Genomic DNA, 26,562 nt, shown 5'->3' with positions numbered 1-26,562 from the left:
TCGAGACCTCGCTCTTCAGCGTTTGTGGCTGTGCCTGTTGACTCCGATGCCGGCGCCGATCACGCCGACGGCCAACGCGACTGCGCCGACGACGAGCAGAGGGTGCCACCATTGGGTGCCGATCCAGTAGGCATGGGCGCCGACGAAACCGTCGTGCTCGCGGGTACCGAACAACGCGTTGCGGACTGCGGGTGTGGTCAGCGCGGCGATCATGCCGACGAGGGTGATTGACAGCAGAGCGAGAAGCAGCCTGCTGGAGCGTTGCCAGGTGCCCAGCGCGATGAGATACGCCCCGATCCCGCCCAGGGCGAGGCCGAGAAGTCCAAGCCCGGTGGAGGACTGGATCGCAGCCGCCGCGCCGAGGATGAGGAGCGCGGTGCCGAAGATGATGACCTGTCTCGCACTGCCTTTGGTCGACCATACGACGCGATATGCACCAAGGGCCATGGTCCGGGCGGTGTTGAGCGGCGGCTTGAGGACGCCGGGCAGCTGTTGGACACTGCCGGCCGCCGCAGCCGCGGTGGCAACGGTTTTGGTGATGGTGCGGGACATGAGTGGAGAGCTCTTGTCGGTGGCGAGTGTTTCTCCGGCGACGGGATTCTCCTGCAGTAGTGCGTATTTGGCCGGACCGGCGGGTTTGGCCAGTACTTTCTCCGCCCAGTCGTGAGTTGTTGTGGGACTCCAGTCCGGAGGTTTGGGCGGTTGCGGATTGAGCACGGCGTTGGCCAGGGCGTCCAATTCCTCATCGAGGACGCACTTCTGCCACGCCTGCGCCAGCCACAGTGAGGTGTTGGGCAGGCTGGACGGCAGCGACATCTCCGGACGGTCCAGGAATTGGAGTTCTGTGAGCACCGCGGCAGACGGTGGGCCCGCGCTCGGAATGCCGGGTGCCCCAATCGCTTCGAGGTTGCGCACGAACCACTGCGCCCTGCGGTCCGGGCCAACCGGCCATTCGGCGTCGTGTGTTGGGACGATCCGCTGCACTCGCCGTGGGTCGAGGAGCGCGTGAACCAGCCATCCTGCGCCGTCGAGTCGACCCCACATCCAGTCGTTGGCTCGCCATGACCGTTTATAGAAGGCGCCGAAGTTGTGGAACTGCATGCCGGTGAGTTTTTGGGCGGCTGTCTGACAATCGGGCGCGAGCTGGCAGCGCGTGTCGGCGCTGACCTGTATCAGCTCGAGCGATTGCTCCACGTCTGCTTCGGCGGGCAGCATCGCCCGCTGGGTGGCGGCGAGGTTGAACAGCTTCGTCGCCACCGTTGCCGCATCGTTCGCCGGCGCAAGGTATTTGAGGTAGGTCGTGAGCTGATCGAGTTGCCGACTGTCAGGTGCCCGCACGGCATCCGCTGCTGGTCCTGTGGCCGGTGACTGGTTGGCAAGGTCGGTCAGTGTTCGGTAACCGCCGACAATCGCGGTGCCCAGCTTGTCCCAGGCATCATTGTCTACTCCCCAGTGTTGAAGGTATGCGTTTGCGAGTTCCCCGGCGGCCTCTTCTAGTGTTCCGTTCCGGGTCCGGGCGTCGGAACAGACCGCGCTGACGAGATCGCCCAGGTCGAACGGTTCGGGCGGTGCGCATGCGTCGGATATGTGCTTGGCGATGGTGGCCACGGCGGTCATTTCCTCTGTGGACGTGGCGAGCTGGTAGGCCGTCCGGATGATGACGATCGCGCACGCTTTGGCAAGGTCGAACGCCGGCCGGCCGAACCGGGTGAGGGCGGCCGCGTTCGTTGGTAACGGTGCTCCGGGAGACGACCAACTGCGCTTGATGGTTTCGGTGATCGCTCTGCGGCAGAGGGTTTCGGCGTCACCACCGATCCGTAGGTTGGCCTGCCATTTCTCGGGGATGCTCTGCGGTGAGCCGTTCGCCGGGGGCCAGGTGCTGAGCTGACGGAGCAGGGCGGCGGTGACGGTTTGGGCATGTCGGGTCGCTTCTTGGGTTGTGTAGTCCGTCAGCAGCTGTGGGGTCAGCAACGGGGTTTCTGCCGGCAGATTGATGGCGAGCTGTGCGAGACGCAGTCGTGTGTTGACACGCGCTCGCATGCGGTCTTGGTGGGTGCGGATGGCTCGGAGGTCGGCCGAGATCGATTGCGAGGTCATCGCGGTGAGGTCTTTGAGGAGTGCGTCAAGGAGCCCGAGGGGGTTTTCCAGGTCGTCTTGTGGATCGGCGGCCAAGGCCGGGGTCGGTCCTGACGATGGCACGACGAACAGCAGCACCCGGCGGACCGGCCGCTGGGCGGGACGGTCAAAGATTCGTTGCAGCACAACATCAATGGGCCGGTTGTCCAACATTCCGCCATCGGCGACCCAGTGCGGGCGGGTGAAATTGGTGAAGGGTGCCATCGGCGGCCGGGCGGGCACGTCGCCCGTCTTGGCGGTTCCTTCGGTGAAGGGGATGAAGGATGGTTCGAATGCGGCGGGGAACGACGCGCTGCTGCGGGCGGCCAATGCCAGTGCTGAGGCTGCACTGCTGTCTGTGAGGTTCTTCTCGGTGAAGGTGAAGACACCGCGTCGGTCGACGTCCTGAACTTGAGTACCGAAAGAGTCGGTGAACCTACTGGTCTCTCCGTTGAGCAGCGTCGTCGTGATGTAGAGCGTGGTGGACGGCACACCATCACCGTCGTCGGGGTCGGGCAGGACCGGGAAAGGTCCGTGTGTGAATGTCGGAATCTGGGCGTCGAGGTTCTTGAACATGCGCTCGTCGCCGTAGAGGAGCGACGGCGTGGTGGCGTCCGTGGGGTCGCGTAGAAGATCAGTCAAGGCCCCCAGGTCGAGCCACAGTTCGCGGAGATTGCCAAGGTCGGCTCCCTTGATTCGTGACCACGCAAGGAATGCTGCGTTGATACCGCCGGCACTGGTGCCTGACAGGACGTCGACGTCGACAACGACGTCGAGCAGGTCGATCAGTTCGGCGTACAGCGTGAGAGACGATTCCGCCGCTGTGCTCAGCGTGGAGGCGGGGAGCGCTCCGCCCGCTCGTCGCCACTGCGACGCTTGGGCAAGCAAGTTGATCTCCCGCGTCACCCCCGCCATCCAGATCGCGAGGCTGACACCGCCGGTTATCGTGGTCGCCAGTCGCAGTTCCTGGGTGGAATCCGACACCGCCGACGGGCCCTGGAAAGCCATCGCGCACCTCCCCAACCATCGTCAATCATGCTCGTAAGCCCCGAATTAATCCAGAGCGCCGCTTTGCTGATGGATTCGACGCTAATTGCGGCGTCATGCACCTGTATCGAGTAGTCGACTACTCGAATTCAGGTTTCATGAACCGGAATTGGATACGGCCATCGACAGCATGGTCGCCGCTCCCAGGCCCATGATGACCCGCCTCTGTGATGGCCGGGACGGCTGAGTCGCCGAGTCAGCCGCGATCCAGTCCGTCTACGCCCCAACGATGTTGTGCTTCTGAGAGCCCGGGTGTGTGCGTAGCCGGCTACTCGAATCAGTGGGTTCGCGCACCTACTCGAGCAACGCGGTATCGCTACGACATCCAGCGTCCAGATGGGTCGCGATTCGAGTAGTGGATTACTGGCGCTTTTCAGCCCATTTGGCGTGACACTTGATTTCTCAACACTTCATCAATGGAGGGACTGATGACTGTCACTCGCGGCGACGTGGAGTTCGCCAAACGCATTTTCTTCGATCGGCTCGGTGACGATTACGTCTACGGCGGTACCTGGGATCCCAACAATCGCGGCGTGGGTTGTGACTGTTCGGGCCTGGTGACCGACGTGCTCTCAGCGGTGTTCAACGGCAACCACATGGTGTGGGGCAGGCAAGGACTGTCCACCGAGTCGTATCGATACCAGCCGGTTGGCGAGCAGCACGTCGGACCATTCGACCTGGTGCATGTCGCATCGTTGAGCGAAGTACCCGGCGACGCGCCGGTGGTGATCAACCTTCACCATGAAGGTGACGGCGGTCCACATTCGCACATGAACTGTGTCGTCGACGGGGTCGCGATGGAATCGTCGGGCTCATACGGGTGCTGTACCACCCCCAAGTCCATCCCTTCCGACAGCAGCTACTGGAATGATCACTGGTATGTGGCGGGTCCGGTTGTCGAAGACGGCACACCTCCGACCCAGGGCCACATGGATAGCTTCTTTGCCGACGTGTCCGAATTCCAGGTCCCGGTAGGCGATTCCTACCCGTACAAGATTCTTTCCATCCGCGTGAGCGACGGCACCCACCAGGATTCCAAGTTCGCGCAAAACTATGCGTGGATGCGCAATGCGCTGGACTCCGGCCGGTTGGAATGCGGCATCGTTTACACCTACGTGCGTCCGAATTGGCAGGACAATGCCAACACCGTGCGGCAGATGATCGATGCCAATGGGGGACTGCACCCCAAGGTCGTGCTGATGCTGGACGTGGAAAGTGGCGGGAACCCCGCCGGCGACGGATCCGATTGGATCAACGCCCTATACGACAACCTGACCCAATACGCTGGTGACCCGGCGCGTGTCATCGGGTATGCCAACCAGGGTGACTTCAACACGATGTGGGTGTCGCGGCCCAAAGGATTACGGGTGATTGCTGCGTCGTACGGCTCCAACCCGCTGCTGCCTGGGCAGATCGCTCACCAGTACACAGATGGCGCGTACGGCGCCAATCAAGGCCTGCCGATGGGATGTAACCCATTCGGCAACTGCGACATGAACGTCGCAGACGGCTTGTCGCCCAACGATTTTGCCGCAGCCTGCGGCATCGGAACCGCTGGCGGCGCAGCACCGGCAGCCGCCACGGCCACGACAGGAGTGATTACCATGGCTCAGCCCCAAGACATCCTGAATATGCTGAACGGCACCAACACAGACGGTTCACCGCTGATCGGCCCCGATGGAGCGGACTACCGTGAGGTGGACCTGCTGGCCCCGGACACCGTGCCGCTCGACGAAACGCGGAACACCACCCGCTCGGTGTTGGACCAGATTACGACGCTGTCGAGAGTGCTCACCAGAACCCACAACGGCAAGACGATATTCGACATGGTGTCCGATCTGCACGACAAGATGTGACGTCGATATTGCGGGCCGGACGTTAATCAATGGCCCGAAAGACAGCCCGATATCCCACGGTCATAATGCCTCCAATTGCGGAAATCGGCCGGTAGGCTGATACGCCGTGGCCCAGAACTGGCCGGTCGTTCACCGCGACAGTGAATTCTCGTTGATTCGCGCGGCGTTACTCGGGGAATCCGGCGATTGCGGCATCGTCTTGGTCGGTGATGCGGGCGTGGGCAAAACGACGCTGGCCCGACTGGTGACCCAGTCACTACCGGTGCGAGCGCACTGGGTTGCGGCGACGGAGTCGGCGCGGGGCATTCCGCTCGGGGTGTTTGCCCATCTGGTGCGCAGCGCCACGTCGCGCGATCCGGTGGCATTCCTGTCTGCCGCACGGGAAACGATTCTGGCCGAAGGTCATTCGGTGATCGGCGTGGACGACGCCCATCTTTTGGATCAGTTGTCGGCGACTCTCCTGCACCAGCTGGCATTGGACGGGTCGGTGCGTATCGTGGCCACGGTCCGTGCGGGGGCACCGGTTCCCGACGCGATCACGTCGCTGTGGAAGGACCGGTATCTGCAGCGGTTGCATCTGATGCCGTTCAGCCAACAGCAATGCGTCGGCCTCATCGAGGAGGCATTGGGCGGCCAGGTGGAGGGTCTGTCCGCCGAGCTGATGTGGCAGGCCTCGGGCGGGAATGCGCTGTTCGTCCGTCACCTGGTGGAGGGGGCCATCGAGGCGGGCACTCTGCGGCAGGTTCGGGGAGTGTGGCAGCTGCGGGGCCGGGCTGCAGTCACCTCGGAGCTGGCGTCGTTGTTGGATTCCAGGGTCGACCAGTTGCCCGACCAGGTGCTGCACGCGCTGCGGTTGTTGACCTTTTGTGAACCACTCGACCTGGACACCCTGACCGTGATCGTCGGTGCGGACGTGGTGGAAGAGGCGGAGAGCCGTGGCCTGGTGCGCGTCGGCGAGGAGCCGGGTGGCATCGAGGTGAGGTTCACCCACCCCTTGTTCGGTGAGGTGATCCGCCGGCGACTCGGGATGGCTGCGGCGCGCCGGTTGCGGGGCGAGCTGGTTCGCGCGATGCGAGACCGCCCACTGAGTAGCTCGGCGCACCGGATCCGGCTGGCGGAGCTGACCCTGGACAGCGACGAGGTGCCGGACGTCGACCTGCTCGTCACAGCGGCGCGAGAGGCGATCGCTCTGACGAACGTGACACTGGGTGAGCGGCTGGCTCGCGCCGCTGCCAATCGGGGCGGCGGTCTTGAGGCCGGGGAATTGCTGGCCCGTTCGCTGTTGTGGCAGGGCAAGGCGACAGAAGCCGAGGAGACACTCAGCTCGTTCGACCCCGAGCAGATGTCCGAACCGGAGCTGCTGCGGTGGGGATGGGCGCGTATCGCCAACCTGCACTGGTCGATGGGAGACGCCGAAGGCGCCGACGAGGTGCTCGCACTGCTGCGGGAACGGATCACGAGCCCCGAGCTGGTATTGATCGTCGACGGCGCAGCATCGGCAACACTCGCTTTCGAGAACCGTCTGCCGGAGGCCGTGGCGATGGCCGACCGGGTGTTGGCAGACCCGATCGCGCACCCCGTCGCGTTGCAATGGGCGGCGTTCGGTGGTGCGCTGGCGCTGGCTTTGATGGGACGCAGCGACGAGGTGGCGGTAGTGGCTCGCCGCGGCCGCATGGCTGGCGCGAAGGTGGACGGCTTGCTTCGCTATCTCACCGCATTCGGGGAGGTGCGCGCGTTGGTGCTCGCCGGCGAATTCGACGCGGCGAGTAGTCGATCCGCCGTCATGATGCAGATCACCTCGTCGGGCCAGTATCTGGCGTGGGGCATGGCCAATGTGCTGGCCGGCACGATCGGACTGGCCCGCGGCGATTTCCTTGAGACCGTGTCACGGATGGAGCAGACGGTTGCGGCGCTGACGGCTGAGTCGGCGGCGTCGTGGAGCTTCCCGGCAAGGCTGCTGCTCGCGCAGTCTTATTGCGCGTTGGGCCGGGTACAGCCGGGGGCCAAGATGGTCGCCGAGCTGAAGGTCCGCTCTGGCCGGCACGTCGCGGTGTTCGGCCCGCAGCTCAGGATTGCCGAATCGTGGCTCGCCGCAGCCGAGGGAAACGTAAGCGCCGCTATCGAACTGGCACTGGATGCGGCCCGGTTGGCCGATAGCTCCGGCCAACGCGCGGTGTCCATGTTGGCGCTGCATGACGCAGTGCGATTCGGCGAACACAGCGTCGCGGACCGGCTGATCGAGGTCGCCTCTGGCATCGGTGGCCGCCTCGCCACCGTGATCGTGGCGCATGCCCGGGCCGTCGGTGAACGCGACGCTGCCGGATTGTTCGTCGCCGCAGAGCAATTCGAGCAGCTCGGTGCGTTGTTGTCCGCGCTCGACGCGGCGGCGCAGGCATCGGCGGCCTTCGCAGCTGCCGACGATCGGCGGCGCGGCGCGCAGGCCGCAGCCGTAGCGAACCGGTTGGCCGCGCAGTGCGGGGGAGCGCGAACCCCGGCACTGGAATTGGCGACACACCCGTTGCCGTTGACGGTGCGCGAACGTGAGATCGCAAACCTGGTCGCCGCCGGTCTGAGCAACCGAGAAATCGCCGACCGGCTGACGGTGTCGGTTCGGACGGTGGAGGGGCACCTGTATCGGGCCTGCATCAAGCTCGACATCTCGGACCGAGAGGATCTGGCTGGGCTGATTCGCCGCGGGGCTGCGACCAGCTGAACCGCGCGACGGGCTTCCCATACGCTGGCCGACGTGAACGTGAACGACTACGACAATGCGGACGACGATGGCGACCTCCAGATAAGTGGTCCGGTGCAGCTTCGTCGCGAACGTTGTGCCGCCACGACCGCCGATCAGCGGCTGCTGGACCGGCACGACGGTGTCGAATGGCTGCACACCGACCCCTGGCGGGTGCTGCGGATCCAGGGCGAGTTCGTCGAGGGTTTCGGTGCCCTCGCCGAAATGCCCAAGGCTGTTACGGTTTTCGGCTCTGCTCGAACGACACCGCATTCACCCGAGTACCGGTTGGGTGAGGAATTGGGTACCGCACTGGTGCACGCGGGCTACGCGGTGATCACCGGGGGCGGCCCGGGTGCGATGGAGGCGGTCAACCGTGGGGCCAGCGAGTCCGGCGGCTACTCGGTCGGCCTGGGTATCGAGCTCCCGTTCGAACAGCGCCTCAACCACTGGGTCGATCTCGGAATCAACTTCCGCTACTTCTTCGTGCGCAAGACCATGTTCGTGAAATATGCCAAGGCCTTCGTCTGCCTGCCCGGCGGCTTCGGCACCCTCGACGAACTGTTCGAAGCCTTGACCCTCGTACAGACCCGCAAGGTCACCGCATTTCCGATCATCCTGTTGGGCATCGACTACTGGTCGGGTCTCATCGACTGGATTCGGAAGACCGTCCAGGCCGAGGGAAAGATCTCCGCATCCGACCTCGACCTCATCCATTGCACCGACAGCGTGGCAGAGGCAGTCGAGATCATCGTCGCGTCGGCGCGGTAGCCGGCCCGGTCGCTCAGCCGCGCTGCGCCTCGTAGCGCAACAGAACCGTCCCACCCGGGAAGGTGCGGTTCTCCAACAGTCGCAACGAGGTCCATGACGGCAGGGCCGGGAAGAACGGGATGCCGCCGCCCACGGCGGTGGGGGCGACCACGATCCGGTACTCGTCCACGAGTCCGGCCTGCACGATCGGTGCGGCGAGCGTCGCGCCGGCGACCTCCAGGTTGCCATCGGTTTCGGCTTTCAGCTTCGTCACCACCTCGACCGGGTCGCCGCGTTCCAGGCGAGAGTTCCAGTCGACGGAATCCAGGGTGTGCGAGAACACGACCTTGGGCATGGCGCGCCAGATGTGGGCGAAGTCGACGATGAGTGGGGGCGCGTCCGGGGTTTCGTCGGCAGTCGGCCAGTACGCGGACATCAGTTCGTAGAGCCGCCGGCCGTAGAACGAGAGGGCGGTCTCCCGCTCGAAGTCGTTCCAGTACTGGTGCAGTTCGTCGCTCGGTTCGGACCAGTCGATGCTGCCTTGTGCGTCGGCGATGTATCCGTCCACCGACACGTTGAAGCCATAGATGAGTCTGCCCATGTACATGAGACTGCACCGCGGGACCGAATTCATCGGTCCGGCAGCGGACGAGGCTTCAGCCGGGGCGACGCTCGCTTAGGACTCCACAAGGTGCCGAAGATTCTTCAGGCTTTCCGAAAGTGAGCGACCGACTTGGCGGGCTGCGATGCGGTCGGCGATGAGGCCGAGCAGTCCGCCGTCTGAATGGTAGGCCAGCCGAAATGTGACAGTGGTTCGTCCGGGCCCGGCATCGCGCAGCCGGAAGCGGCCACGTTGGGTCACGCCGGTGATGTTGATCCAGGCCAGGTCCCGCGCCTTGTCGAACTCCACCACCTCGGCGATGCCGCCCACCGGTATCGAGCCGATCGTCCATAGCACGGTGTAGCGCGATCCGACTCTCGGTGGCCCGTCTGTGATGGTCTCCCAGCGTTGCAGGTGGGGGAGCAGTGAGGGGTAGCGGTTTGGGTCGCCGAGCACTTTCCACACCGTGTCACGATCGGCGTTGAGGGTGATGCGGCGTTCGATGCGCATCAGCCGATGACCGGAAATCGACGTTCGGCGGCCAGCCGGTTCACGCCGGCCTGCAAGCTGGCCACGACATTGTCGTACACCGTCTGGTCGTCGTCGGTGACCTCGATCGGTTCCTGCACCTCGATGACGATTTTGGCCGGCAGCGGGATGTGGCCTAACCAGTCGGTGATGTTCAATCCCCACGGCAGGGCCAGGGAGATCGGCACGCTTTTGAGTCGCAACACCCTATCGAGCATCAGCAGGTGGGCCAGCCAGTTCCCGCGTCCAAGGAACAATGCCGTCTCCTGCCCGCCGACGCTGGCCACCGGAACGATCGGCACGGCGGTCTGGCGGGCGAGTCGCACGAACCCTTGGCGGCCACCGAGATCGACGATATGTCGCTGCCACGATGGGCGGTATACCTCGAAGTCACCGCCCGGATACACCAACACGGCGGCACCCGAATCAAGGGCCAGTCGGGCGTTTTCGGGACTGGCCGCCACGGTGCCGAACTTGCGAAGCCAGCCCAACGCCGGGTAGATGGCGACCAGGTTGTGGACGAGTTGGTAGAAGGGCCGCTCGACACCGAAGTAGGAGCAGAAGGCCAGGGTGAACACAAAGGTGTCGGGGGGAACGTTGCCGCCGCTGTGGTTGCCCACGAGTAGCACCGGACCTTGCGCGGGAATGCGTTGCAGTCCACGAACCTCGGCCCGGAAGTACAGGGAGGCCAGCATCCAGAGGCCGGGCAACTGGTCTCGGATGTAGTCGGGGTCACGCTGGTCGAGGTCCGCCTTCGGGACCCGGGCGATGATCTGCTGCCTGGCCCACTTGAGGATGCCGGCCACATCCGTCATGGCTCCACCTTCGCATAGGTGGGCTGATTAGTGGTGTCAAAGTGTGGGATGGCAGGTGGTCAGTGCACTCAAATCGGGCGCACCTCAGTTCCGGATTACCCATCTTGCTGATCTGGGCTCGCCGCCGCCTGGGCCGCATCTCGCTCGAGGGCCTCTCTGATCGTTCAGGTGCGTCGGGCGATGGCGCCGGCGTGACTGAACCGCGCGGCACGGCGTTGAATTCGATGTTCGCGGCCACGGGTGCGTCGCGGTTGGCCGGCGTCGCGGATCTGCTCGGCATAAAACCACTTCTTGGTGAACTCGACGAGAATCAGGTAGACGACGACGAACCCGACCAGCGCGCCGAAGAACTGGAGCGGCAGAGCCGTGAAGCCGAGCGGGTGCGCCAGTGGCGAAATCGTGATCAACACGCCGAGCGCAACCACCGTGAGACTGGTGATGGTCAACGGCACGCTGGCTCGGCTGCGGAAGAACGGCACCCTTCGGGTCCGGATCGCGAAAATGATCAACGTTTGGGTGGCAAGCGATTCCACGAACCAGCCGGTACGGAACTCGGTGGCACCGGCATGCAACACGCCCAACATCAGACCGAAGGTCAGGAAGTCGAAGAGCGAACTGATCGGGCCGAAAATCAACATGAACCGTCGGATGAAAGCGATGTTCCAGTGTGACGGTGCCTGCAGTTGGTCCTCGTCGACGCGGTCGGTGGGGATCGCGAGCTGTGAGCTGTCGTAGAGCAGATTGTTCAGCAGGATCTGGCTGGGCAGCATCGGCAGGAATGGGAGTAACGCCGAGGCGGCGGCCGCGCTGAACATGTTGCCGAAATTGCTCGACGTGCCCATCAGCACGTACTTGATGGTGTTGGCGAAGATTCGCCGGCCCTCGGCCACGCCGGTGGCCAACACGCCGAGGTCCTTTTCCAGCAGCACCACATCGGCGGCGTCCTTGGCGACGTCGGTGGCGCTTTCCACCGAGATCCCCACGTCGGCGGCATGCAAGGCCAGCGCGTCGTTGACACCGTCACCGAGGAAGCCGACCGATCGCCCGGCTTGCCGCGCCGACTTGATCAGCTGCGCCTTCTGCTCCGGGGAGATGCGGGCGAAGATGGTGTTGTTCTTCGCCGCGGCGGTGAACTCGTCGACGCCCAGGGCCTCCAGCTGTGCACCGGTGATGGTGCCCTTGGACGCCAAACCCAGGTCCGTGCAGACTTTTTCGGCAACGCGGGGGTTGTCGCCGGTGGCGATCTTCAGCTCGATGCCCAGGGCAGCCAGCTGAGTCAGCGACTGACGCGCCGCGGCTTTGGGTTCGTCGGCGAAGACGACGAAGCCGGCCAGCATCAGATCGGACTCGTCGTCGGCGGTGATCGTGGTCAGCCCGGTCGCCGGTTTGGCGGCCACCGCAACCACCCGGCGGCCGGCGGCGAACAACGCGTCCAGGGTGCTCTGCGTGTCCTGCGGGGTCATCTGGCATCGGGCCAGCACTTGTTCAGGCGCACCCTTGAGGACCAGTATGCGTTTCCCGTTGTCGTCGACCAGAACCGAGGTGGCGCGGCGGATGTGGTCGAACGGCACGTTCGCGACACGTTGGACCCCGGTGCCGACCAGGTCCTTCGCCTTCGGTGATTCCCACAGGGCGGCGTCCAACGCGTTCGCGCTGACCCCGACCGACGCCGGGTCGACATCGGTGGCCAGCAGCCCAAGACGCAGGACTGAGTCGCTGTGCGCACCGGCGGGGCTGACCGCGTCGACCAAGCTGATCCGGCCATCGGTCAGCGTGCCGGTCTTGTCGGTGATCAGAATATCGATGTCGCCGAGGTCTTCAATACACACCAAGCGTTTGACCAGCACCTTGGCTTTGGCCAATTGTTGTGACCCGGTCGCCAGGCTGGCGCTGACCACCGCGGGCAACAACTGGGGCGTGATGCCAACCGCGATCGCCAGAGAGAACAGCACCGAATCGATCACCGGTTTGCGCAGCAGCAGGTTGCTGACCAAGATCAGCACCGTCAGCGCGATCGCGACTTGCAGCAGCAGATATGAGAACCTCCGCAGGCCGACCTGAAAGTCGGTCTCTGGCTGCCGCTCACCCAGGCCGGCCGCGATACGCCCGAACTCGGCATTTCGGCCGGTGGCATACACCACCCCGATCCCTTCGCCGGCGCTGACAATCGTGCCCATGAACGCCAGATCGGTGGATTCGGCCAGCTCGGCATCGGCGGGCACCGGTTGGGGCGACTTCTCCGAGCCTGTCGATTCCCCGGTCAGGATGCTCTCGTTGCATTCCAGACCGGTCACCTCGATCAAGCGCAGGTCCGCAGGCACGGCCTCGCCCAACGACAACCGGATCACGTCACCGGGTACGAGTTGGGTGACATCGATCGCGGCGAAAGCTCCGTCGCGGCAGGCGAATGCGGTGTGACGCACCCCCGAGTGCAGGGCGGCGGCGGCCCGCTCGGCGCGGTACTCGTTGATGAAGCCCAGACCGATACTGGCGGCCAGGATGATGCCGATGATCATCGCTTGCAGGCTGTCCCCGAGGAAATACGAGACGACGGCGGTGCCCGCCAACAAGATCAGCACCGCGTTGCGCAACTGACGCCCGAGGACCGCGAGCGCGTTGACGTGATGGGTCCGAACGGCATTCGGACCGTAACGCGCCAGCCGCGTCGACACCTCCGTGCTGGACAACCCCAGCGCGGAACTGTCCAGCCAACCCAGGACCTCATCAACCGGGGCCGCCGCGACCTGCGTGGCAGTCAGTGTCTCGGGAGGGCCCGAGGTTGGTGCCTTCGGCACGATCGACATGGCAGCCCTCCTGGGGATCGCGAATCCTGGTGTAGCACAGAGTCGGAAGCTTGCTATTTCGGCACGTACCAATGAGGCGAGGGCCGGCTAGGTGCAAAGAAGATGTCGACGAACGACAAGATAGGCCCAGCGCGACCGCCGGGCCCATCTCATCTGCTACTTATTATCGCCGTCCGACTTGGTGAGGGCGCGGTCGGCGGTCTTGAGCAGGCTGCGGTGGAACTTGTACTGGGCCGTGACCAGATCGTCGGCCAGTTCCAGAGCGGCCTCGACCAGTTTTTCGCGCAGGGGCTGAACCGATTCGGGAATGGCCTCGTCGACCGTGTGCCGGAACTTGCGCAAGGCCCGGCCCGCATCATGCTGTCCGGCCTTCGCTGATTCGCGGATTTCGTCAGTGAGTTCGGTTGCCGGTGATTCGGTGGTGGTCTTCTCGACAGTGTTGGTCATATCAACTTTCCTAATTGGTAGTTCTAGACGCCCCAACGCTATTCGGGTCAACGCTCGTCTCCTACTGCCGAAAGTCACACAGGAGCCCGTCAATGGTCCGTCGCTGTGAACCTCGACGCGGTGCTCTCCCGCGGCAGCCGGCCCGACTTGGCACTGACATATTGATCGCCTTCTGACCGGCACGCGCGCCGCTGTCCGTGCGACGCCCGCCTAACCGAGGGCTTCGGCCCGCTTCTTGACGCCGTCGGTCATGCCGCCGAAGCCCTTTTTCAGTGCCCGGCCCATGATGCCGGCGACGATCGGTGACACCGGACCGAAAAGCTGGAAGTGCGAGTCGTACCGGGTGCGGCCGTCGGGCAACGGGGTCAGCCGGTGCGAGCGCTCGCTGCGCAGCAGTCCCAGCGGCGCGGGCTTCATGTTGTAGCTGAACTCGACGCCCGGGGTGAAGGTGTTGATGAATTCGCGCTGCTTCTTCGGCGGGCCGATCAGCACCACCTTCATATCGATCGGGCTGCCCGGTTCGAACGTCGACGAGCACTCGGTGACGAACGGATTCCACTCGCCGTAGCTGGCGCCATCGGTGAGCACCTGCCAGACCACCTCGGCCGGTGCGTCGATCTCTACTGACCTGTCGATAGTGAAACTCACAGACATACCGTACGGGAGGGGGTGTACACCCGCCGACAACTGTCCACTCATCGGCGACGCCTGCTCAGAGGGCAGGTGAACTTCTGGGCTGCGGGCCATCCGCCGCGGCCTCGGCGCCGAACCACATTTGACGAGCTAGTCGAATGGAAGGCGCGTGACGTGCTGAATCAGCTGCGAACGTTCACTACGCAATTGTTGGTGCCGGTCACGGCGACGGTAGGGATTCGGAGCGGGGTCGAGGAGCCTCCCTACGTCGCGGAGCTGTTGGCCGGCGGAGTGCAGATTCGCCGGTATGGGCGACGAATTGCGGCTCAAACCACGGTCGACGGAGATGAGGAAGACGCGCGCAGCGCGGGATTCCGCAGATTGGCCGCCTATATTTTCGGTGCCAACCACCAGAGCGATCGAATCGCGATGACGGCCCCCGTCGCTCAGCAGCAGTACGCTGACACCAGTCGGAAGATCGCGATGACGGCGCCGGTCGGGCAGCAAGCCAGTCAGGATCAGGGTTGGGTCATCCGGTTCTACATGCCGGCCGGATCGACGCTGGAGTCGTTGCCAGTACCTGATGACGAACGCGTCGAGCTCGTGGATGTTCCGGCGGAAACCGTTGCGGTGTTGCGCTTCACCGGTGATCGTGGCGCTGACAGCGTCGCCCGGCACACCGATCACCTCCGCGACACGCTCCGCGATTACGGATTCGCCGCGGACGGCGACCCTTCGGCCTGGTTCTACGACCCGCCGTGGACCATTCCGTGCCGACGCCGCAACGAGGTCGCGATTCCCGTTGAGAATTGACCGCTCTCAAGCCCGCCCGATCCACCACCTCATCAACTCACCACACAGGAGCCACAGACGATGAACCTGAAAACGATTGGCGCCACATCCGCCGCTGTACTTGTCACTGCCGTTGTGGGAGGGGCGGCATCGGGCCCTGCTGTTGCCTCACCGTGGTATGCACGCTTGCGCAAGCCGACCTATCAGCCGCCACGACAGGCGTTCCCCATCGTCTGGCCACTGCTGTATGCGGACATCGCTGTCGTGTCCGCCGAGACGCTCGACCGTTTGATCGACAAGGACGACACGCGTGCCGCCCGCCGTTTCGGCGCCGCGCTGGCGATCAATCTGGGACTCAATGCCGGCTGGTCGTGGATCTTCTTCAACCGTCATCGGCTGGGACCGGCTGCACTGACCGCTGCGGCGCTGACTGTCAGTAGCGCCGACCTGGCGCGCCGCGCCGTCGCGGTACGCCAACAGCGGGCGGCGCCGCTGGCCGCCTATCCCGCCTGGTGCGCCTTCGCGACCGTACTGTCAACGCACATCTGGTGGATCAACCGGCGCAGCCTGACATAGCGGCAGTTCGCTAGGCCGTGCGGGTCCGTTCCTTCTGCGCTTCCGCCGCGATGTTCTTGAGCATGCCCGTGAAAATGATGCCGTGGAACGGCATCAGGGCGTACCAATACAGCCGTCCGGCAAGGCCTTTGGGAAAGAAAATGGCTCGCTGATGGAGTCTGGTGGTTTCCCCGTGGGCTTGGAGATCCCACTGCAGCCAGGCTTTGCCGGGGGTGCGCATCTCGGCGCGCAGCCGCAGCAGGTGCGGCCGTTCGATGCGCTCGACCCGCCAGAAGTCGAGGGCGTCACCGGTATAGAGGGTGTTCGGGTCCCGGCGGCCGCGCGCCAGGCCGACACCCCCGGTCAGAACGTCCAGCCAGCCGCGAACTGTCCAGGCGAGCGGAAACGAGTACCAACCGCGTTCGCCGCCGATGCCTTCGACGACCTGCCACACCTGCGTGGTGGTGGCGTCGCAGTCGATGCTGCGATCGTCGGTATAGATGGCGTCGCCGGTCCAGCTGGGATCGGATGGGAGCGGGTCGGCGGGTGCGCCGGTCGACGAGGCGTTGGCCCAGGTGGTTTCTACTTCGCCGTCTTTGATGCGTCGCAGCGCCAGTCTGACCGCTTCCCGGTATCCCGTGGTGCCGCCTGGCGGGGGCGGGATCACCGCATCGATATCGTGCTCGGCGACCACCGCGTCGGTGCTCAGGGATTCGATCAGCGCACGGCCGATCTGAGGTGGAACCGGGGTTACCAGCCCTATCCACAATCCGGCGAGTTTGGGGGTGAGAACAGGCAAGACCAGGATTCTGCGCTTGGCCAGTCCAGCGACTTCGGCGTAGATCTGCATCATTTCGCCGTAGCGCAGGACATCGGGACCGCCGATATCGTAGGTGCGTGAGCGCGGCAGCTCGGCGGTCGCGGCGGCCAGCAGGTAGTAGAGGACGTCGCGGATGGCGATGGGCTGTATGTGGTTGTTGACCCAGCGCGGCGTTGTCATTACCGGCAGCCGGTTGGTCAGGTGGCGGACCATCTCGAAGGACGCCGAACCGGAACCGATGACGACGCCGGCCTGCAGCACGATAGTCGGGACAGCGGAATTGATCAGGATCTCTCCGACCTGGCTGCGGGAACGAAGGTGGGGCGACAGCCGATCAGATGCAGTGTGCAGTCCGCTCAGGTAGACGATGCGTTTGACGTTGGCGCTGCGCGCCGCCGAAGCGAGATTCTCTGCGCTCCGGCGTTCGGCCTCGGTGAATTCGCCCTGATTACCCATCGAGTGCACGAGGTAGTAGATGACGTCGATGTCGCGGCAGGCTTCGGCGAGCGTGTCCGCATCGGTGAGGTCAGCGCGCACCACCTCCACGTCGGTAGCCCAGGGCACGTCACTGATCTTGTCCGGATTGCGCGCCATCACGCGCACTCGGTGACCGGCTTCGATGACGCGTGGGACCAAACGCCCGCCGATATATCCGGTGGCGCCGGTGACCAGTACCCGTAACGACGGTGCGGATTCGTTTACGTCTGGCACAGACTCTCCTCGGCTACGGGTTCACGCTGACTGCGCGAACCACTCGGCGGCGGAACCCGCTGTCACAACATTTCCCGAAAGCGCCGTTTCCTACCATGTGATTCGTAGGCATGCCTCCTTCGGATGGTCGCGTGTTCATCCCGAAGTCTGCACCCGGCGCTAGCCTGGCGATCATGTCCAGCACTTTTTTCGACAACCCGGTCACCCGCGCCCTCAACAAGGCCGCGGTGGGTCTGACCACAGTTCCCGGTCTCGGTGGCATCGTCGGCCGCAGCCTGGTCGAGATCCGGTACACGGGTCGCAAATCGGGGCGCAGCTTTCAGACTCCCGTGAACTACCGGCTGTCCGGTGAGGAGGTCATCATCAGGGTGATGACACCGGACGCCAAGAGCTGGTGGCGCAACTTCCTCGGCGATGGCGGGCCCATCACGCTGCTCAACTTCCGCGGCGCCGACCGTACCGGGCATGCCGTGGCCACCCGAGATGACAAGGGACGGGTCACGGTGCGGGCCAAGCTCGACTAGACGTCAAGCCGCCGGCGGAGTGGCATGATCCAGGTGTCGACATCCGCAGGAGGCGAGGACGTGCCGGTGACCCACCTCGAGGCGCAGGGCCTGGTATCCGTTGCCTGATGGACTGAGGGTCATCGACCTTTCCGCTGGGCCGGGTGCCGGGGGGCTGGTGATCGGGGTCGGGGACCCGGCCGGCGCCGACGCCGAGTTCTGGTTGCGCGAGGCGACTTTCTCGCTGGTCGACCGGCCATGTGCGGACCGGAGGACCGTGCAGGTGCCCGACGTCGCGGCGGCCCTGGCGCGCATCACCGAACGCGTCGCGGCCTGGCCGCAGACCGCGGCGGTGTGTGACGACGTGCTCCGCGCTGTTGATCCGGCAGCGCCGGCGTTCAGCGGGGTGATCACCGAATCGCTGGCGTACTCGACCTTGCAATCCGGCCGTGAGTTTGCCCGCTGGTTGGCCGAACGCGGCCCGAAAACTGTTCCGCTGCTACCGGATCCGGTGGTGGCGCACCGCGATGGTGACGCCGTGTACGTGGCGTTCAACCGTCCCCAGCGTCACAACGCGTTCTCGACGGATGCTAGGGCGGCGCTGCTCGAGGCGCTGGAGGTGGTTCGTCTGGATACCTCGGTCACCGCGCTGGTGCTCACCGGGAATGGGCCGTCCTTTTGCAGCGGCGGGGATCTGGCCGAGTTCGGGACCTTCGACGACCCGGCCTCGGCGCACCTGGCCCGCACGCGCTTCAGCCCGGCTCTGGTGCTCGACGAGATCACCGGGCGGTTGGGCGCGGCGTGCCGGGCCGTGGTGCATGGTCAGGTGCTCGGCAGCGGGTTGGAGATGGCCGCGTTCTGCGGGCACGTGACCTGCCATCCGGACGCCACGCTCGGGCTACCGGAGTTGGCGTTGGGGCTGATCCCTGGTGCGGGTGGCACGGTGAGCATCACGCGGCGGATAGGGCGTTGGCGCACAGCCTATTTGGTGCTGTCCGGGGCGACGATCGATGCCGCGACGGCACAGACCTGGGGCCTGGTCGATGTTGTCTCGGCGTGATCGGCGACAGGTATAGGCATGGACGCGATGGCGCAGGACTGGTCGGCCAGCGGGCTGGCCGCGCTGACCGGCATGCCGGACGGCCCGCCGGACGTCAGCCGCGCGGCGGTGTTGAGCCGGGCGCGGGCCGTCGGATCCGAGTTGTCGGGCCTTTTCGGCATCACGGTTGATGCCGCCGAACTCCTCGCGGGGCGAGCTGCGCTGTCAGGGCTACGCCGGCAGGGCCGGATCAGTACGGGCGGGGCGACGCGGCTGATCGCCGCTCGGGACGGCTGGTTCGCCCTGACCCTGGCCCGGCCCGATGACGTCGATGCGGTGCCGGCGATGCTCGAATCCGAGGTGGCGATCGACTATCCGTGGCCGGCGATCGCCACGTGGGCCGGTGGTCGCCAGGTCGGCGACGTCGCCGAACGCGCCCGTCTGCTCGGCCTGCCGGTCGGGGTATTGGGGGAGACCGCTGCGGCAGCGCCCGTGGTGCGTCGGTGTGGCGGCCGAAATCCGTTCCACGACAATGCCGGATTGCTGGTGGTGGACCTGTCGTCGATGTGGGCGGGGCCGTTGTGTGGGCAGCTGCTGGCCCGGGCCGGCGCCACAGTGGTCAAGGTGGAGAGCCCGACGCGGCCGGACGGTACGCGGCATGGAGAGCGACGATTCTTTGATTGGATGAATGCCGGGAAGCTCTGTTATGCCACCGATTTCGGCCGGCCGGACGACTTGCGGCAATTGCTGTCGGCGGCCGATGTGGTGATCGAGTCGTCGCGTCCGGATGCGCTGGTGCATCGGGGTGTGGGGCCGGCAGACATCCCGGCCCGGGATGGCCGGGTGTGGCTGCGGATCACCGGTCATGGCGCCGACGGGGAGCGCGCGCACTGGGTCGGGTTCGGCGACGATGCTGCGGTATCCGGTGGCCTCGTCGGCAGCGATCCAGCCGGTGACGGGCCGGTGTTCTGTGGTGACGCCATTGCCGATCCGCTGACGGGCATGCACGCCGCGCTGGCGGTGGGGGAGTCGCTGCACCGCGGTGGCGGTGAAGTCATCGAGGTAGCGCTCGCGTCGGTCGCAGCCGAGTATGCGGCACTACCGCTTGTCAGTGCCGAGAGTGTCGGTCCGGTAGCGGAACCGGCCGGGCCGGTGCTGCTGTCGCAGGCCGGTGAGTTGGGTGCCGACAACGCGACGGTGCAGCACATGGTGCGGGAAAGAGCAACGGCCGCATGTTGATTCAACGAGCCGTGCTTCTCGACGGCCGCACTGTGGACATCCGCGTGGCCCGGCGGATCGAGGCGATTGCCACCGGGCTCGAACCAATCCGAGGGGAGACCGTCGTGGACGCGGCTGGTGGCGCCGTCATCCCAGGTCTCCATGACCATCACGTTCACTTGCGATCGGCGGCAGCGGCATTGGCGTCGGTGCGGGTTGGTCCCGGCGAGGTTCGCAGCCGTGACGCCCTGCGATCGGTGTTGGGGCGCGCCGCGCTCGGCGAGGACGGCTGGATTCGGGCGGTCGGCTACCACGAGGCGGTCGCCGGTGCGCTGGATCGCGCTGTGCTCGATCAGGTTTCACCTGACGTCCCGGTCCGGGTCCAGCACCGCAGCGGGGTGCTGTGGACCCTGAACTCCGCGGGACTGGCGGCGGTCGGCCTGCCCGAGCATCCCGACGGCCGGCTCCGTAGTGCCGACCCGAGCTGGTCGCATTCCTTGCACCGGCGGGACGCCGGGCTGGGTGAGATCAGCAGACGGCTTTCATCGTTCGGCGTCACCGGCGTCACCGACGCCACCCCTGCCCTGACCGTCGAGGATGTGATGGACTTCGCCGAGGCCCGTCGACGTGGCGAACTGCGCCAGCGCGTCGAAGTGCTGGCCCCGGCCAAACGCATCCTGCACGACGACGACCTGGACCTCGATGCGCTGACCGACTGGATCGCCGTCAGGCATCGCCAAGGTGGAATCGTTGCGCTGCACTGTGTTACCGCCATGCAGCTCGTCGTCGCGATCAGTGCGTTGCAACAGGCGGGGACGCGGCCGGGGGACCGGATCGAGCACGGCGCCGTCATCCCCGATGACTGCCTGGCCGACCTCCACGCCCTCGGCGTCCTGGTGGTGACCCAGCCGAACTTCGTCGCCGAGCGGGGAGACCAGTACTTCACCGATGTGCCGGCAGACGAACACTGCCAGCTGTGGCGGGTGGCCTCGCTGTGCGACGCACAGATACCTGTCGCGTTGTCCACCGACATGCCGTTCGGGGACACCGATCCGTGGGCGGCGATGCGCGCCGCGGTGCACCGCACCACTCCTACCGGACGAGTGCTCGGGGCAGGTGAACGCATCGACGCGGCAACGGCATTGGGCATGTTCCTGGGATCACCCCAGCAGCCCAACGTGCCACGGCAGCTTACGGTCGGGATGTCGGCAGACTTGTGTGTATTGTCCGCCCCGCCGCGAGATGTCCTGGCCACCCTCGATGCATCGTTGGTGGCCGCCACCGTGTACGACGGTGCGGTGGTGTACGAAAAGCGCTGAGTGCTAGTGCACCGGCTGAAGCACGTCGTCGGAAAGTACCCGGCTCAGCAAGTCCTGGCTCGCCTCGACGTACTGCGTCTTCATGGTTTGTACGAGTTGCGCGACGGTGAGGCGTTCCTTGATGCTGCCCACGCCCTGGCCCGCACCCCAAATATCCTTCCAGGCTTTGGCGTCCGTATTGCCGCCGGAACCGAAATTCATTGCGGAGGCGTCGGATTCGGGCAGATTGTCCGGATCGAGACCTTGGGCGACGATGCTGCCGCGTAGATAATTGCCGTGCACACCGGTGAACAGGTTGCTGTAGACGATCTCTGATGCGGTGGAGTCGACGATCATCTGCTTGTACTCGGGAACCGCATTGGCTTCATCGGTGGACAGGAAAGCCGAACCGACATAAGCGAAGTCGGCGCCGGCAGCCAACGCCGCAAGCACGGACCGGCCGTGGGCGATGGCGCCCGACAATAGCAGTGGCCCGTCGAACCACTCACGGATCTCGCGGACCAGCGCGAAGGGAGACTGGGTGCCGGCGTGGCCGCCGGCTCCGGCCGCAACGGCGATGAGGCCGTCGGCGCCCTTGTCGATGGCCTTGTGCGCAAACTCGTTGTTGATGATGTCGTGCAGGACGATGCCGCCGTAGGAATGCACGGCGTCGTTGATCTCGGGACGTGCGCCGAGCGAGGTGATCACGATCGGAACCTTGTGCTCGACGATGACATTCATGTCGTGTTCGAGGCGGTCATTGGAGCGGTGCACGATCTGATTGACCGCGAACGGCGCAACGATGGCGTCGGGATTGGCGAGTGCGTAGGCGGCGTTCGACTCCTCGATCTCATCCAGCCAATCGCTGAGCAGGCTGGAGGGTCGGGCATTGAGTGCCGGGAAGGATCCGATGACACCCGCCTGGCATTCCGCCTTCACCAATGCAGGTCCCGAACACAGGAACATCGGCGATGCGACCACCGGCAAGGACAGGCGCTGTGCGAGGACGGGAGGCAGACCCATTGTGGTGATGGCCCTTCGAATCGGAAACCGTGGTAGGACAGGACTTTAGCTTCGCGACCCTGATTATGCAACTAGTGGCATAATCAGCGCTCGGGCGACGACCTGGCACGGAGAACCACGCAAGCCCGCTGCGTTCCGGCGGTGGAAACCGCACTGGACCTACGATCACGCCATGTCGCTGCAATTCGCCATCCTGACCGCGCTGACGGAGCGGGCATCGACCGGTATTGAGCTCACCCGCCGGTTTGATCGGGCATTCGGTTACTTCTGGGCGGCGACCCACCAGCAGATCTATCGCGAACTCGACAAGCTCAAGAACTCCGGGCTCGCCGAGGCCTCGACTCCCGATCGTCCCGAGCGCGGCCAGCCCAAGCGGTTCAGTATCACGCCGGCTGGACGGCAGGCTCTCAGTGAATGGCTTTGTGGCATCGACGATCCGGCGCCGGAACGCATGTCCATCGCGGTCCGCGTGCGGGCTGCCGCAGCACTGGGCGAGACGGGCGCCGTGCGTGCGGTGATCGCCCATCACCTGGCGTCACATCAAGCGACCCTGGCCAATTATCGGGAGATCGATGCACGCGATTTCGCAGCCCCGGTCGCCGACGCCGACGTGCTGCGTCACCTCGTGTTGAAGGCAGGGCTGCGGACCGAACAAGCGTGGGTCGACTGGTGCCGCGAGGCGCTGGACGTGCTGGACAGACTGGCTTCGTCCCATGACGGCGGGCACTGAGGTCCAGGCATTCCGCAAGTATGTGCGCCGGGTCCACAGCTACCCGGCGGGCTTCTGCCAGATCAGCAGGTAGCGCCAGAAGAGCAGCCGCCGCACGCGGGCGCCCGGTAGAAGCTCCGCTGCCAGGTTGGCGACTTCGCGGGTCGTCAATGGTGGGTCCAGCACGACAGGCATGTCGCCGTGGTCGGACGTCTTCGCGAACCCGGCACTCGTCCCCAGGAGACGGGCTGCCAGGAACCGGAGACCGAGCGCTCGATGCGCGACTGCGGCCGCGAGTTCATGTGGCCACTCACGCCGCAGGTCGGTGCGGGGCAACGCTACCGCCGCCAGGACACCGCCGGGCCGTAGGGCGGCCGCCAGCCGGGGCAGCGCCGCTTCGAGCGGCATGTGGTGCAACGTGCTGATGGACACGACCGCGTCGTAGTCGGCTGTCGGCAGCGCGTCGGTCAGGACGTCGGCCTCGATGCAATTCACGTTCGCCGGAGTTCGTCGCTTCGCTTCGGCGATCATGAGTCCCGAGCGGTCGACGGCGTCGACGCAGGCGCTGCGTCGGGCGAGCTGGACCGCAAACCCGCCGGCGCCGCAGCCGACGTCCAGCACTCGTTGGCACTGTTCCGGCAGGTATTGCAGCAGCAGGTGTTGGTAGTACGCGTTGTGGTCCCAGTCGAGCATCGTTCGAGCCACCGCCAGAGTCACACTCGCGCGTCGACCCGAACCGGGATGGGACCCTTTGCAACCGTCGTGTACGGAGACTCCAGCGGGAAGTCGTCCGCCATCGACTCGACGCGGTTCGACCGGACGATGGTGGCCAGCGCGAGCGTCGTCACCAGCATCGCGAAGTGCTCACCGATGCACGAGCGCGGGCCCGCGGCGAACGGGATGAACTGCCAGCGGTCGCGGACCTTGGAGTTCTCCGGGCTGAACCGGTCGGGGTTGAAGGCCAGCGGGTGGTCCCACAATGTCGGGTCCCGGTGCACGGCGCTGATCCCGATGGCGACGATGCTGCCGGCTTCCACGCGGTAGCCGTCGACGACGATGTCCTGCGTCGCCGTCCGGCCGACACCGGCCGCCGGCGGGCACAGTCGCAGCGACTCGTTGAGCACCTGGGCGGTGTACGTGAGCCGCGGCACGTCGTCGGGCGTCAGCTCCCGATCACCGATGGCGGCGACCTCGGCGGCCACCCGGTCCTGCATCTCGGGGTTGCGCCCGAGCTGCCACAGGGCGTACGTCAGTGTCGTCGCTGTCGTGTCGTGGCCGGCCAGCATGAAAATCAGCAGGTCGTTGCAGATGTCGTCATCGGACAGCCTGTGGCCGGTTTCGGGGTCGGCGGCGGCGAGCAGCGCCTTGACCAGCGGCGCGTCGCGGTCCGGATTCGCGCGGCAGTCCCGCAGGACCTCCATGGTCATCTGGCGCATCCGGGCCACCGCGGCTCGCGCGCGACGGCGTCCCGGCGTGGGCAGCCACTTCGGTGCCTTGATCGGTCGCAGGGCGCGGTCGGCCGTGTAGCGCGAGGCCACGTGCATGTTCTCGGCGATGGTGTTGCTGTGTTCGTTGATGTCGAGGCCGAGAATGGAGTAGCCGAGCGACCGCATGGCGAGCCGGCGGCACTCGGTGTCGAGGTCGACGTCGCGGGCGTCGCGCCAACGGTCGGCACTGGTCTGCGCGGCCTGTGTCATATGGCCGCCGAAGCGGTCGACGTGCTGTTTGGTGAACACCGGCTGCAGGGCGCGTCGCCGTGGCGGCCAGGCGCTGTTGGGCAGGACGAAAAGGTTGTCGCCGACCACGTTGCGCACTTCTTCGTGGATCGTCGAGCGTTCGGCGAGGTTGTCTGCGCGGCCCAACACATCGCGGATGCCGCTGGGCGAGGTGACCAGCACGACGGGCGGCGCGACCGACTTCGGTACGGGGGCGATCCGGCTCACCGGACCGCCGACCTCGCTCAGCAGTACCAGTCCGGTATGCAATTGCCGCGTGGTCAGCAACTGCCGCAAGGGCAGCGGATTCTTCGGCGCGAGCGGGAGTGTCCCGACGTCGGGAGCGTCGATTGTTAGAGCCACCACACCAGAATCCTGCCCTGATTGACGGAATGCAAGGACCCGCTCCGACAACTCCAAACGCACAGGTGAGCAGCGGGTGACGTGCCAGCCGTGTCACGGTTCCACATGAAGTCGGATGATTCAACGAGCAGACTGCTCAGCGCGGGTTATGAATGAGTGATGAGCACCCACGTGAACCTCACCCCACAGGAAAATTCGCTGATCGCCGAGAGCCATCCCGAGGCATTGGCTCGCATGGACGCGAAATCGCTGAAGGAACTCCAGAGCAAGCTCAGGCAAGCGCGCGAGAAGAACTTCAGTTTGTTGCGGCGTCAGGGCGCGGCCCGAGTGGAGGCAGAAGGTGGCCGGGGCGCCGCTCAGCCGGCCAATGAAAAGCGCGGTGAGAAGCTCGAGGTGTTCGACGAGGCGCTGGCGCGGGTGAGCGAGCGCCTCGACGCGGTCGGTGACGCAGAGTAACGTCGAGTAATCAGCCGCACCGCGGTCGGGGCCGGTGAGTGACTTTCGGCCATAGCACGGCGTAGTCGGCGCTCGTACCGTTGAAGGTGTCAGATATGAACCTTCGTCTGGAGCGGACACCATGACCGAGTTATCCCCTCGCCCTTACATTTTGGTCGGCATCGACGGTTCGAGGTCATCGCTGGACGCGTTGACGTGGGCCGTTCACGAGGCGCAGGGTCGCAACCTGCCGCTGCGATTGGTCCATGCCGTCGACTACGGCAATTTTGTGATGGGATTCAATCCAGCCCCCTCGGAGAGCTTCTTCAAATATGTTGAGACGGCAGGACAGAAGTTCCTCGACGAAGCCAGGGCCGACGTTCAGGCCATGGACCTTGACGTGGAGGTTTCTCTACACAACGTGGCTGGCCGTCCCGCGGACGTGCTGCTGGAGCAGTCCAAGGACGCAATTCTCACCGTCGTCGGCTCGACTGGGCTCAACGGACTCACGGGGCTGCTCGCCGGGTCGGTGGCCTTGACGCTGACCGCGCACGGCCACAGCCCTGTCGTCGTGGTTCGTTCTCCCGGCGCACATGCCGGCGGTCCGGTCGTAGTCGGCGTGAGCGGTGCTCCGGACAGTGAAGACGCGATCGGCTGGGCCTTCGAGGAGGCCTCGCTGCGAGGCGCAAACCTTGTTGCGGTCCTCGTATCGAGTTATGTACCAGCCTATTTCGACTACGTCGAACCGACGTGGGAAGAGCTGCCGGGTCCGGCCCGTGAGGATCAGCAGGCAATGCTGTTGGCGGAGCGCCTGGCCGGATGGCAGGAGAAGTTCCCTGACGTCGCTGTCCGTCGGGTTGTCGCCGCCGGTCACCCGGGGCACGTTTTGTTGGATTATGCCCAGCGCGCCCAGTTGGTTGTCACCGGGACCCGCGGACATGGGAATCTCACGGGATGGTTCCTCGGCTCGACCAGCCACCGCTTGATTCAGCATGCGAGTTGCCCCGTACTCGTTGCCCGGCCCCATGCCCGCGAGTCGAGCAGCTGACAGCGC

At 65.3% G+C, this 26,562-nt stretch carries 23 protein-coding genes; 12 read left to right on the top strand and 11 right to left on the bottom strand.

Annotation, left to right across the window (positions count from 1 at the left end):
- Positions 1-15: 15 nt before the first annotated feature.
- A complete protein-coding gene (locus G6N59_RS04570) occupies positions 16-3,123 on the bottom strand; it encodes a patatin-like protein (RefSeq protein WP_138230995.1) in 3,108 nt (1,035 codons plus the stop codon).
- A gap of 488 nt (positions 3,124-3,611) precedes the next feature.
- On the opposite strand from G6N59_RS04570, the gene G6N59_RS31015 reads away from it, so the two are divergent.
- The 3 genes from G6N59_RS31015 to G6N59_RS04555 all read left to right on the top strand — a co-directional run bounded on the left by G6N59_RS31015 (position 3,612) and on the right by G6N59_RS04555 (position 8,520).
- On the top strand, positions 3,612-5,018 hold the full coding sequence (locus G6N59_RS31015) for a glycoside hydrolase family 25 domain-containing protein (RefSeq protein WP_234884275.1): 1,407 nt from the start codon (positions 3,612-3,614) through the stop codon (positions 5,016-5,018).
- Positions 5,019-5,124: 106 nt separating this feature from the next.
- Positions 5,125-7,731 carry a helix-turn-helix transcriptional regulator gene (locus G6N59_RS04560; RefSeq protein ID WP_138230994.1) on the top strand — a complete coding sequence of 869 codons (2,607 nt, stop codon included), beginning with the start codon at positions 5,125-5,127 and terminating at the stop codon, positions 7,729-7,731.
- A 39-nt stretch (positions 7,732-7,770) separates the two neighbouring features.
- Positions 7,771-8,520, top strand: a complete 750-nt coding sequence (locus G6N59_RS04555) for an LOG family protein (RefSeq protein WP_138231026.1) — start codon at positions 7,771-7,773, stop codon at positions 8,518-8,520.
- Positions 8,521-8,533: 13 nt separating this feature from the next.
- Here the strand turns inward: G6N59_RS04555 and G6N59_RS04550 are convergent, their stop codons facing one another.
- From G6N59_RS04550 to G6N59_RS04525, 6 genes are all read right to left on the bottom strand, one after another.
- On the bottom strand, positions 8,534-9,100 hold the full coding sequence (locus G6N59_RS04550; RefSeq protein ID WP_138230993.1) for a dihydrofolate reductase family protein: 567 nt from the start codon (positions 9,098-9,100) through the stop codon (positions 8,534-8,536).
- Between the two features lie 75 nt (positions 9,101-9,175).
- The gene (locus tag G6N59_RS04545; protein WP_138230992.1) at positions 9,176-9,610 is read right to left on the bottom strand and encodes an SRPBCC family protein; all 435 of its coding nucleotides are present in this window, start codon (positions 9,608-9,610) and stop codon (positions 9,176-9,178) included.
- The gene (locus tag G6N59_RS04540) at positions 9,610-10,443 is read right to left on the bottom strand and encodes a lysophospholipid acyltransferase family protein (protein ID WP_138230991.1); all 834 of its coding nucleotides are present in this window, start codon (positions 10,441-10,443) and stop codon (positions 9,610-9,612) included. Before G6N59_RS04540 ends, G6N59_RS04545 begins: the two co-directional genes overlap by 1 nt.
- 164 nt (positions 10,444-10,607) lie before the next feature.
- Positions 10,608-13,247: a magnesium-translocating P-type ATPase gene (mgtA, locus tag G6N59_RS04535; RefSeq protein WP_138230990.1), complete on the bottom strand. Its 2,640-nt coding sequence runs from the start codon at positions 13,245-13,247 to the stop codon at positions 10,608-10,610.
- 156 nt (positions 13,248-13,403) lie between these two features.
- Positions 13,404-13,694, bottom strand: coding sequence for a hypothetical protein (locus tag G6N59_RS04530; protein ID WP_138230989.1), 291 nt, complete (start codon positions 13,692-13,694; stop codon positions 13,404-13,406).
- A 210-nt stretch (positions 13,695-13,904) separates the two neighbouring features.
- Positions 13,905-14,348: an SRPBCC domain-containing protein gene (locus G6N59_RS04525; RefSeq protein WP_138230988.1), complete on the bottom strand. Its 444-nt coding sequence runs from the start codon at positions 14,346-14,348 to the stop codon at positions 13,905-13,907.
- Between the two features lie 153 nt (positions 14,349-14,501).
- On the opposite strand from G6N59_RS04525, the gene G6N59_RS04520 reads away from it, so the two are divergent.
- The gene (locus G6N59_RS04520) at positions 14,502-15,140 is read left to right on the top strand and encodes an SOUL family heme-binding protein (RefSeq protein ID WP_138230987.1); all 639 of its coding nucleotides are present in this window, start codon (positions 14,502-14,504) and stop codon (positions 15,138-15,140) included.
- A 60-nt stretch (positions 15,141-15,200) separates the two neighbouring features.
- A complete protein-coding gene (locus tag G6N59_RS04515) occupies positions 15,201-15,695 on the top strand; it encodes a TspO/MBR family protein (RefSeq protein ID WP_138230986.1) in 495 nt (164 codons plus the stop codon).
- 10 nt (positions 15,696-15,705) lie between these two features.
- Here the strand turns inward: G6N59_RS04515 and G6N59_RS04510 are convergent, their stop codons facing one another.
- On the bottom strand, positions 15,706-17,205 hold the full coding sequence (locus G6N59_RS04510; protein WP_138230985.1) for an SDR family oxidoreductase: 1,500 nt from the start codon (positions 17,203-17,205) through the stop codon (positions 15,706-15,708).
- Between the two features lie 173 nt (positions 17,206-17,378).
- Between G6N59_RS04510 and G6N59_RS04505 the strand changes: the two genes are divergently transcribed.
- The 4 genes from G6N59_RS04505 to G6N59_RS04490 all read left to right on the top strand — a co-directional run bounded on the left by G6N59_RS04505 (position 17,379) and on the right by G6N59_RS04490 (position 21,284).
- On the top strand, positions 17,379-17,729 hold the full coding sequence (locus G6N59_RS04505) for a hypothetical protein (protein ID WP_138230984.1): 351 nt from the start codon (positions 17,379-17,381) through the stop codon (positions 17,727-17,729).
- Positions 17,730-17,886: 157 nt separating this feature from the next.
- Positions 17,887-18,768: an enoyl-CoA hydratase/isomerase family protein gene (locus G6N59_RS04500; RefSeq protein WP_179970272.1), complete on the top strand. Its 882-nt coding sequence runs from the start codon at positions 17,887-17,889 to the stop codon at positions 18,766-18,768.
- A gap of 18 nt (positions 18,769-18,786) precedes the next feature.
- Positions 18,787-19,986, top strand: a complete 1,200-nt coding sequence (locus G6N59_RS04495; protein ID WP_138230983.1) for a CoA transferase — start codon at positions 18,787-18,789, stop codon at positions 19,984-19,986.
- Complete coding sequence (locus tag G6N59_RS04490) at positions 19,980-21,284, top strand: amidohydrolase family protein (protein ID WP_138230982.1); 1,305 nt, start codon at positions 19,980-19,982, stop codon at positions 21,282-21,284. Before G6N59_RS04495 ends, G6N59_RS04490 begins: the two co-directional genes overlap by 7 nt.
- Positions 21,285-21,287: 3 nt before the next feature.
- Here the strand turns inward: G6N59_RS04490 and G6N59_RS04485 are convergent, their stop codons facing one another.
- Positions 21,288-22,286 (bottom strand): NAD(P)H-dependent flavin oxidoreductase, encoded by a 999-nt coding sequence (locus G6N59_RS04485; protein WP_138230981.1) that lies wholly within the window; start codon positions 22,284-22,286, stop codon positions 21,288-21,290.
- A gap of 172 nt (positions 22,287-22,458) precedes the next feature.
- On the opposite strand from G6N59_RS04485, the gene G6N59_RS04480 reads away from it, so the two are divergent.
- Complete coding sequence (locus G6N59_RS04480; protein WP_138230980.1) at positions 22,459-23,016, top strand: PadR family transcriptional regulator; 558 nt, start codon at positions 22,459-22,461, stop codon at positions 23,014-23,016.
- Between the two features lie 39 nt (positions 23,017-23,055).
- Here G6N59_RS04480 and G6N59_RS04475 read toward each other — a convergent pair whose 3' ends face one another.
- Both G6N59_RS04475 and G6N59_RS04470 read right to left on the bottom strand, forming a co-directional pair.
- On the bottom strand, positions 23,056-23,688 hold the full coding sequence (locus G6N59_RS04475) for a class I SAM-dependent methyltransferase (protein ID WP_138230979.1): 633 nt from the start codon (positions 23,686-23,688) through the stop codon (positions 23,056-23,058).
- A gap of 20 nt (positions 23,689-23,708) precedes the next feature.
- Positions 23,709-25,073 carry a cytochrome P450 gene (locus tag G6N59_RS04470; protein ID WP_407665869.1) on the bottom strand — a complete coding sequence of 455 codons (1,365 nt, stop codon included), beginning with the start codon at positions 25,071-25,073 and terminating at the stop codon, positions 23,709-23,711.
- Between the two features lie 159 nt (positions 25,074-25,232).
- Here G6N59_RS04470 and G6N59_RS04465 point away from each other — a divergent pair, with 159 nt between their 5' ends.
- The gene (locus tag G6N59_RS04465) at positions 25,233-25,529 is read left to right on the top strand and encodes a hypothetical protein (RefSeq protein ID WP_138230977.1); all 297 of its coding nucleotides are present in this window, start codon (positions 25,233-25,235) and stop codon (positions 25,527-25,529) included.
- A 121-nt stretch (positions 25,530-25,650) separates the two neighbouring features.
- Positions 25,651-26,556 (top strand): universal stress protein, encoded by a 906-nt coding sequence (locus tag G6N59_RS04460; RefSeq protein ID WP_163910971.1) that lies wholly within the window; start codon positions 25,651-25,653, stop codon positions 26,554-26,556.
- The last annotated feature ends 6 nt before the right edge of the window (positions 26,557-26,562 follow it).

The organism is Mycolicibacterium aubagnense, assembly GCF_010730955.1.
Lineage (GTDB): Bacteria > Actinomycetota > Actinomycetes > Mycobacteriales > Mycobacteriaceae > Mycobacterium > Mycobacterium aubagnense.
This window is presented reverse-complemented; position numbering and strand designations above follow the sequence as displayed.

Bases quoted from the DNA above. Each gene is read 5' to 3' on its own strand.
- G6N59_RS04570 (WP_138230995.1), bottom strand. From the start codon at position 3,123: ATGGCTTTCCAGGGCCCGTCGGCGGTGTCGGATTCCACCCAGGAACTG.
- G6N59_RS04550 (WP_138230993.1), bottom strand. From the start codon at position 9,100: ATGGGCAGACTCATCTATGGCTTCAACGTGTCGGTGGACGGATACATC.
- G6N59_RS04545 (WP_138230992.1), bottom strand. From the start codon at position 9,610: ATGCGCATCGAACGCCGCATCACCCTCAACGCCGATCGTGACACGGTG.
- G6N59_RS04540 (WP_138230991.1), bottom strand. From the start codon at position 10,443: ATGACGGATGTGGCCGGCATCCTCAAGTGGGCCAGGCAGCAGATCATC.
- mgtA (WP_138230990.1), bottom strand. From the start codon at position 13,247: ATGTCGATCGTGCCGAAGGCACCAACCTCGGGCCCTCCCGAGACACTG.
- G6N59_RS04530 (WP_138230989.1), bottom strand. From the start codon at position 13,694: ATGACCAACACTGTCGAGAAGACCACCACCGAATCACCGGCAACCGAA.
- G6N59_RS04525 (WP_138230988.1), bottom strand. From the start codon at position 14,348: ATGTCTGTGAGTTTCACTATCGACAGGTCAGTAGAGATCGACGCACCG.
- G6N59_RS04515 (WP_138230986.1), top strand. From the start codon at position 15,201: ATGAACCTGAAAACGATTGGCGCCACATCCGCCGCTGTACTTGTCACT.
- G6N59_RS04505 (WP_138230984.1), top strand. From the start codon at position 17,379: ATGTCCAGCACTTTTTTCGACAACCCGGTCACCCGCGCCCTCAACAAG.
- G6N59_RS04495 (WP_138230983.1), top strand. From the start codon at position 18,787: ATGGACGCGATGGCGCAGGACTGGTCGGCCAGCGGGCTGGCCGCGCTG.
- G6N59_RS04490 (WP_138230982.1), top strand. From the start codon at position 19,980: ATGTTGATTCAACGAGCCGTGCTTCTCGACGGCCGCACTGTGGACATC.
- G6N59_RS04485 (WP_138230981.1), bottom strand. From the start codon at position 22,286: ATGGGTCTGCCTCCCGTCCTCGCACAGCGCCTGTCCTTGCCGGTGGTC.
- G6N59_RS04480 (WP_138230980.1), top strand. From the start codon at position 22,459: ATGTCGCTGCAATTCGCCATCCTGACCGCGCTGACGGAGCGGGCATCG.
- G6N59_RS04475 (WP_138230979.1), bottom strand. From the start codon at position 23,688: ATGCTCGACTGGGACCACAACGCGTACTACCAACACCTGCTGCTGCAA.
- G6N59_RS04465 (WP_138230977.1), top strand. From the start codon at position 25,233: ATGAGCACCCACGTGAACCTCACCCCACAGGAAAATTCGCTGATCGCC.
- G6N59_RS04460 (WP_163910971.1), top strand. From the start codon at position 25,651: ATGACCGAGTTATCCCCTCGCCCTTACATTTTGGTCGGCATCGACGGT.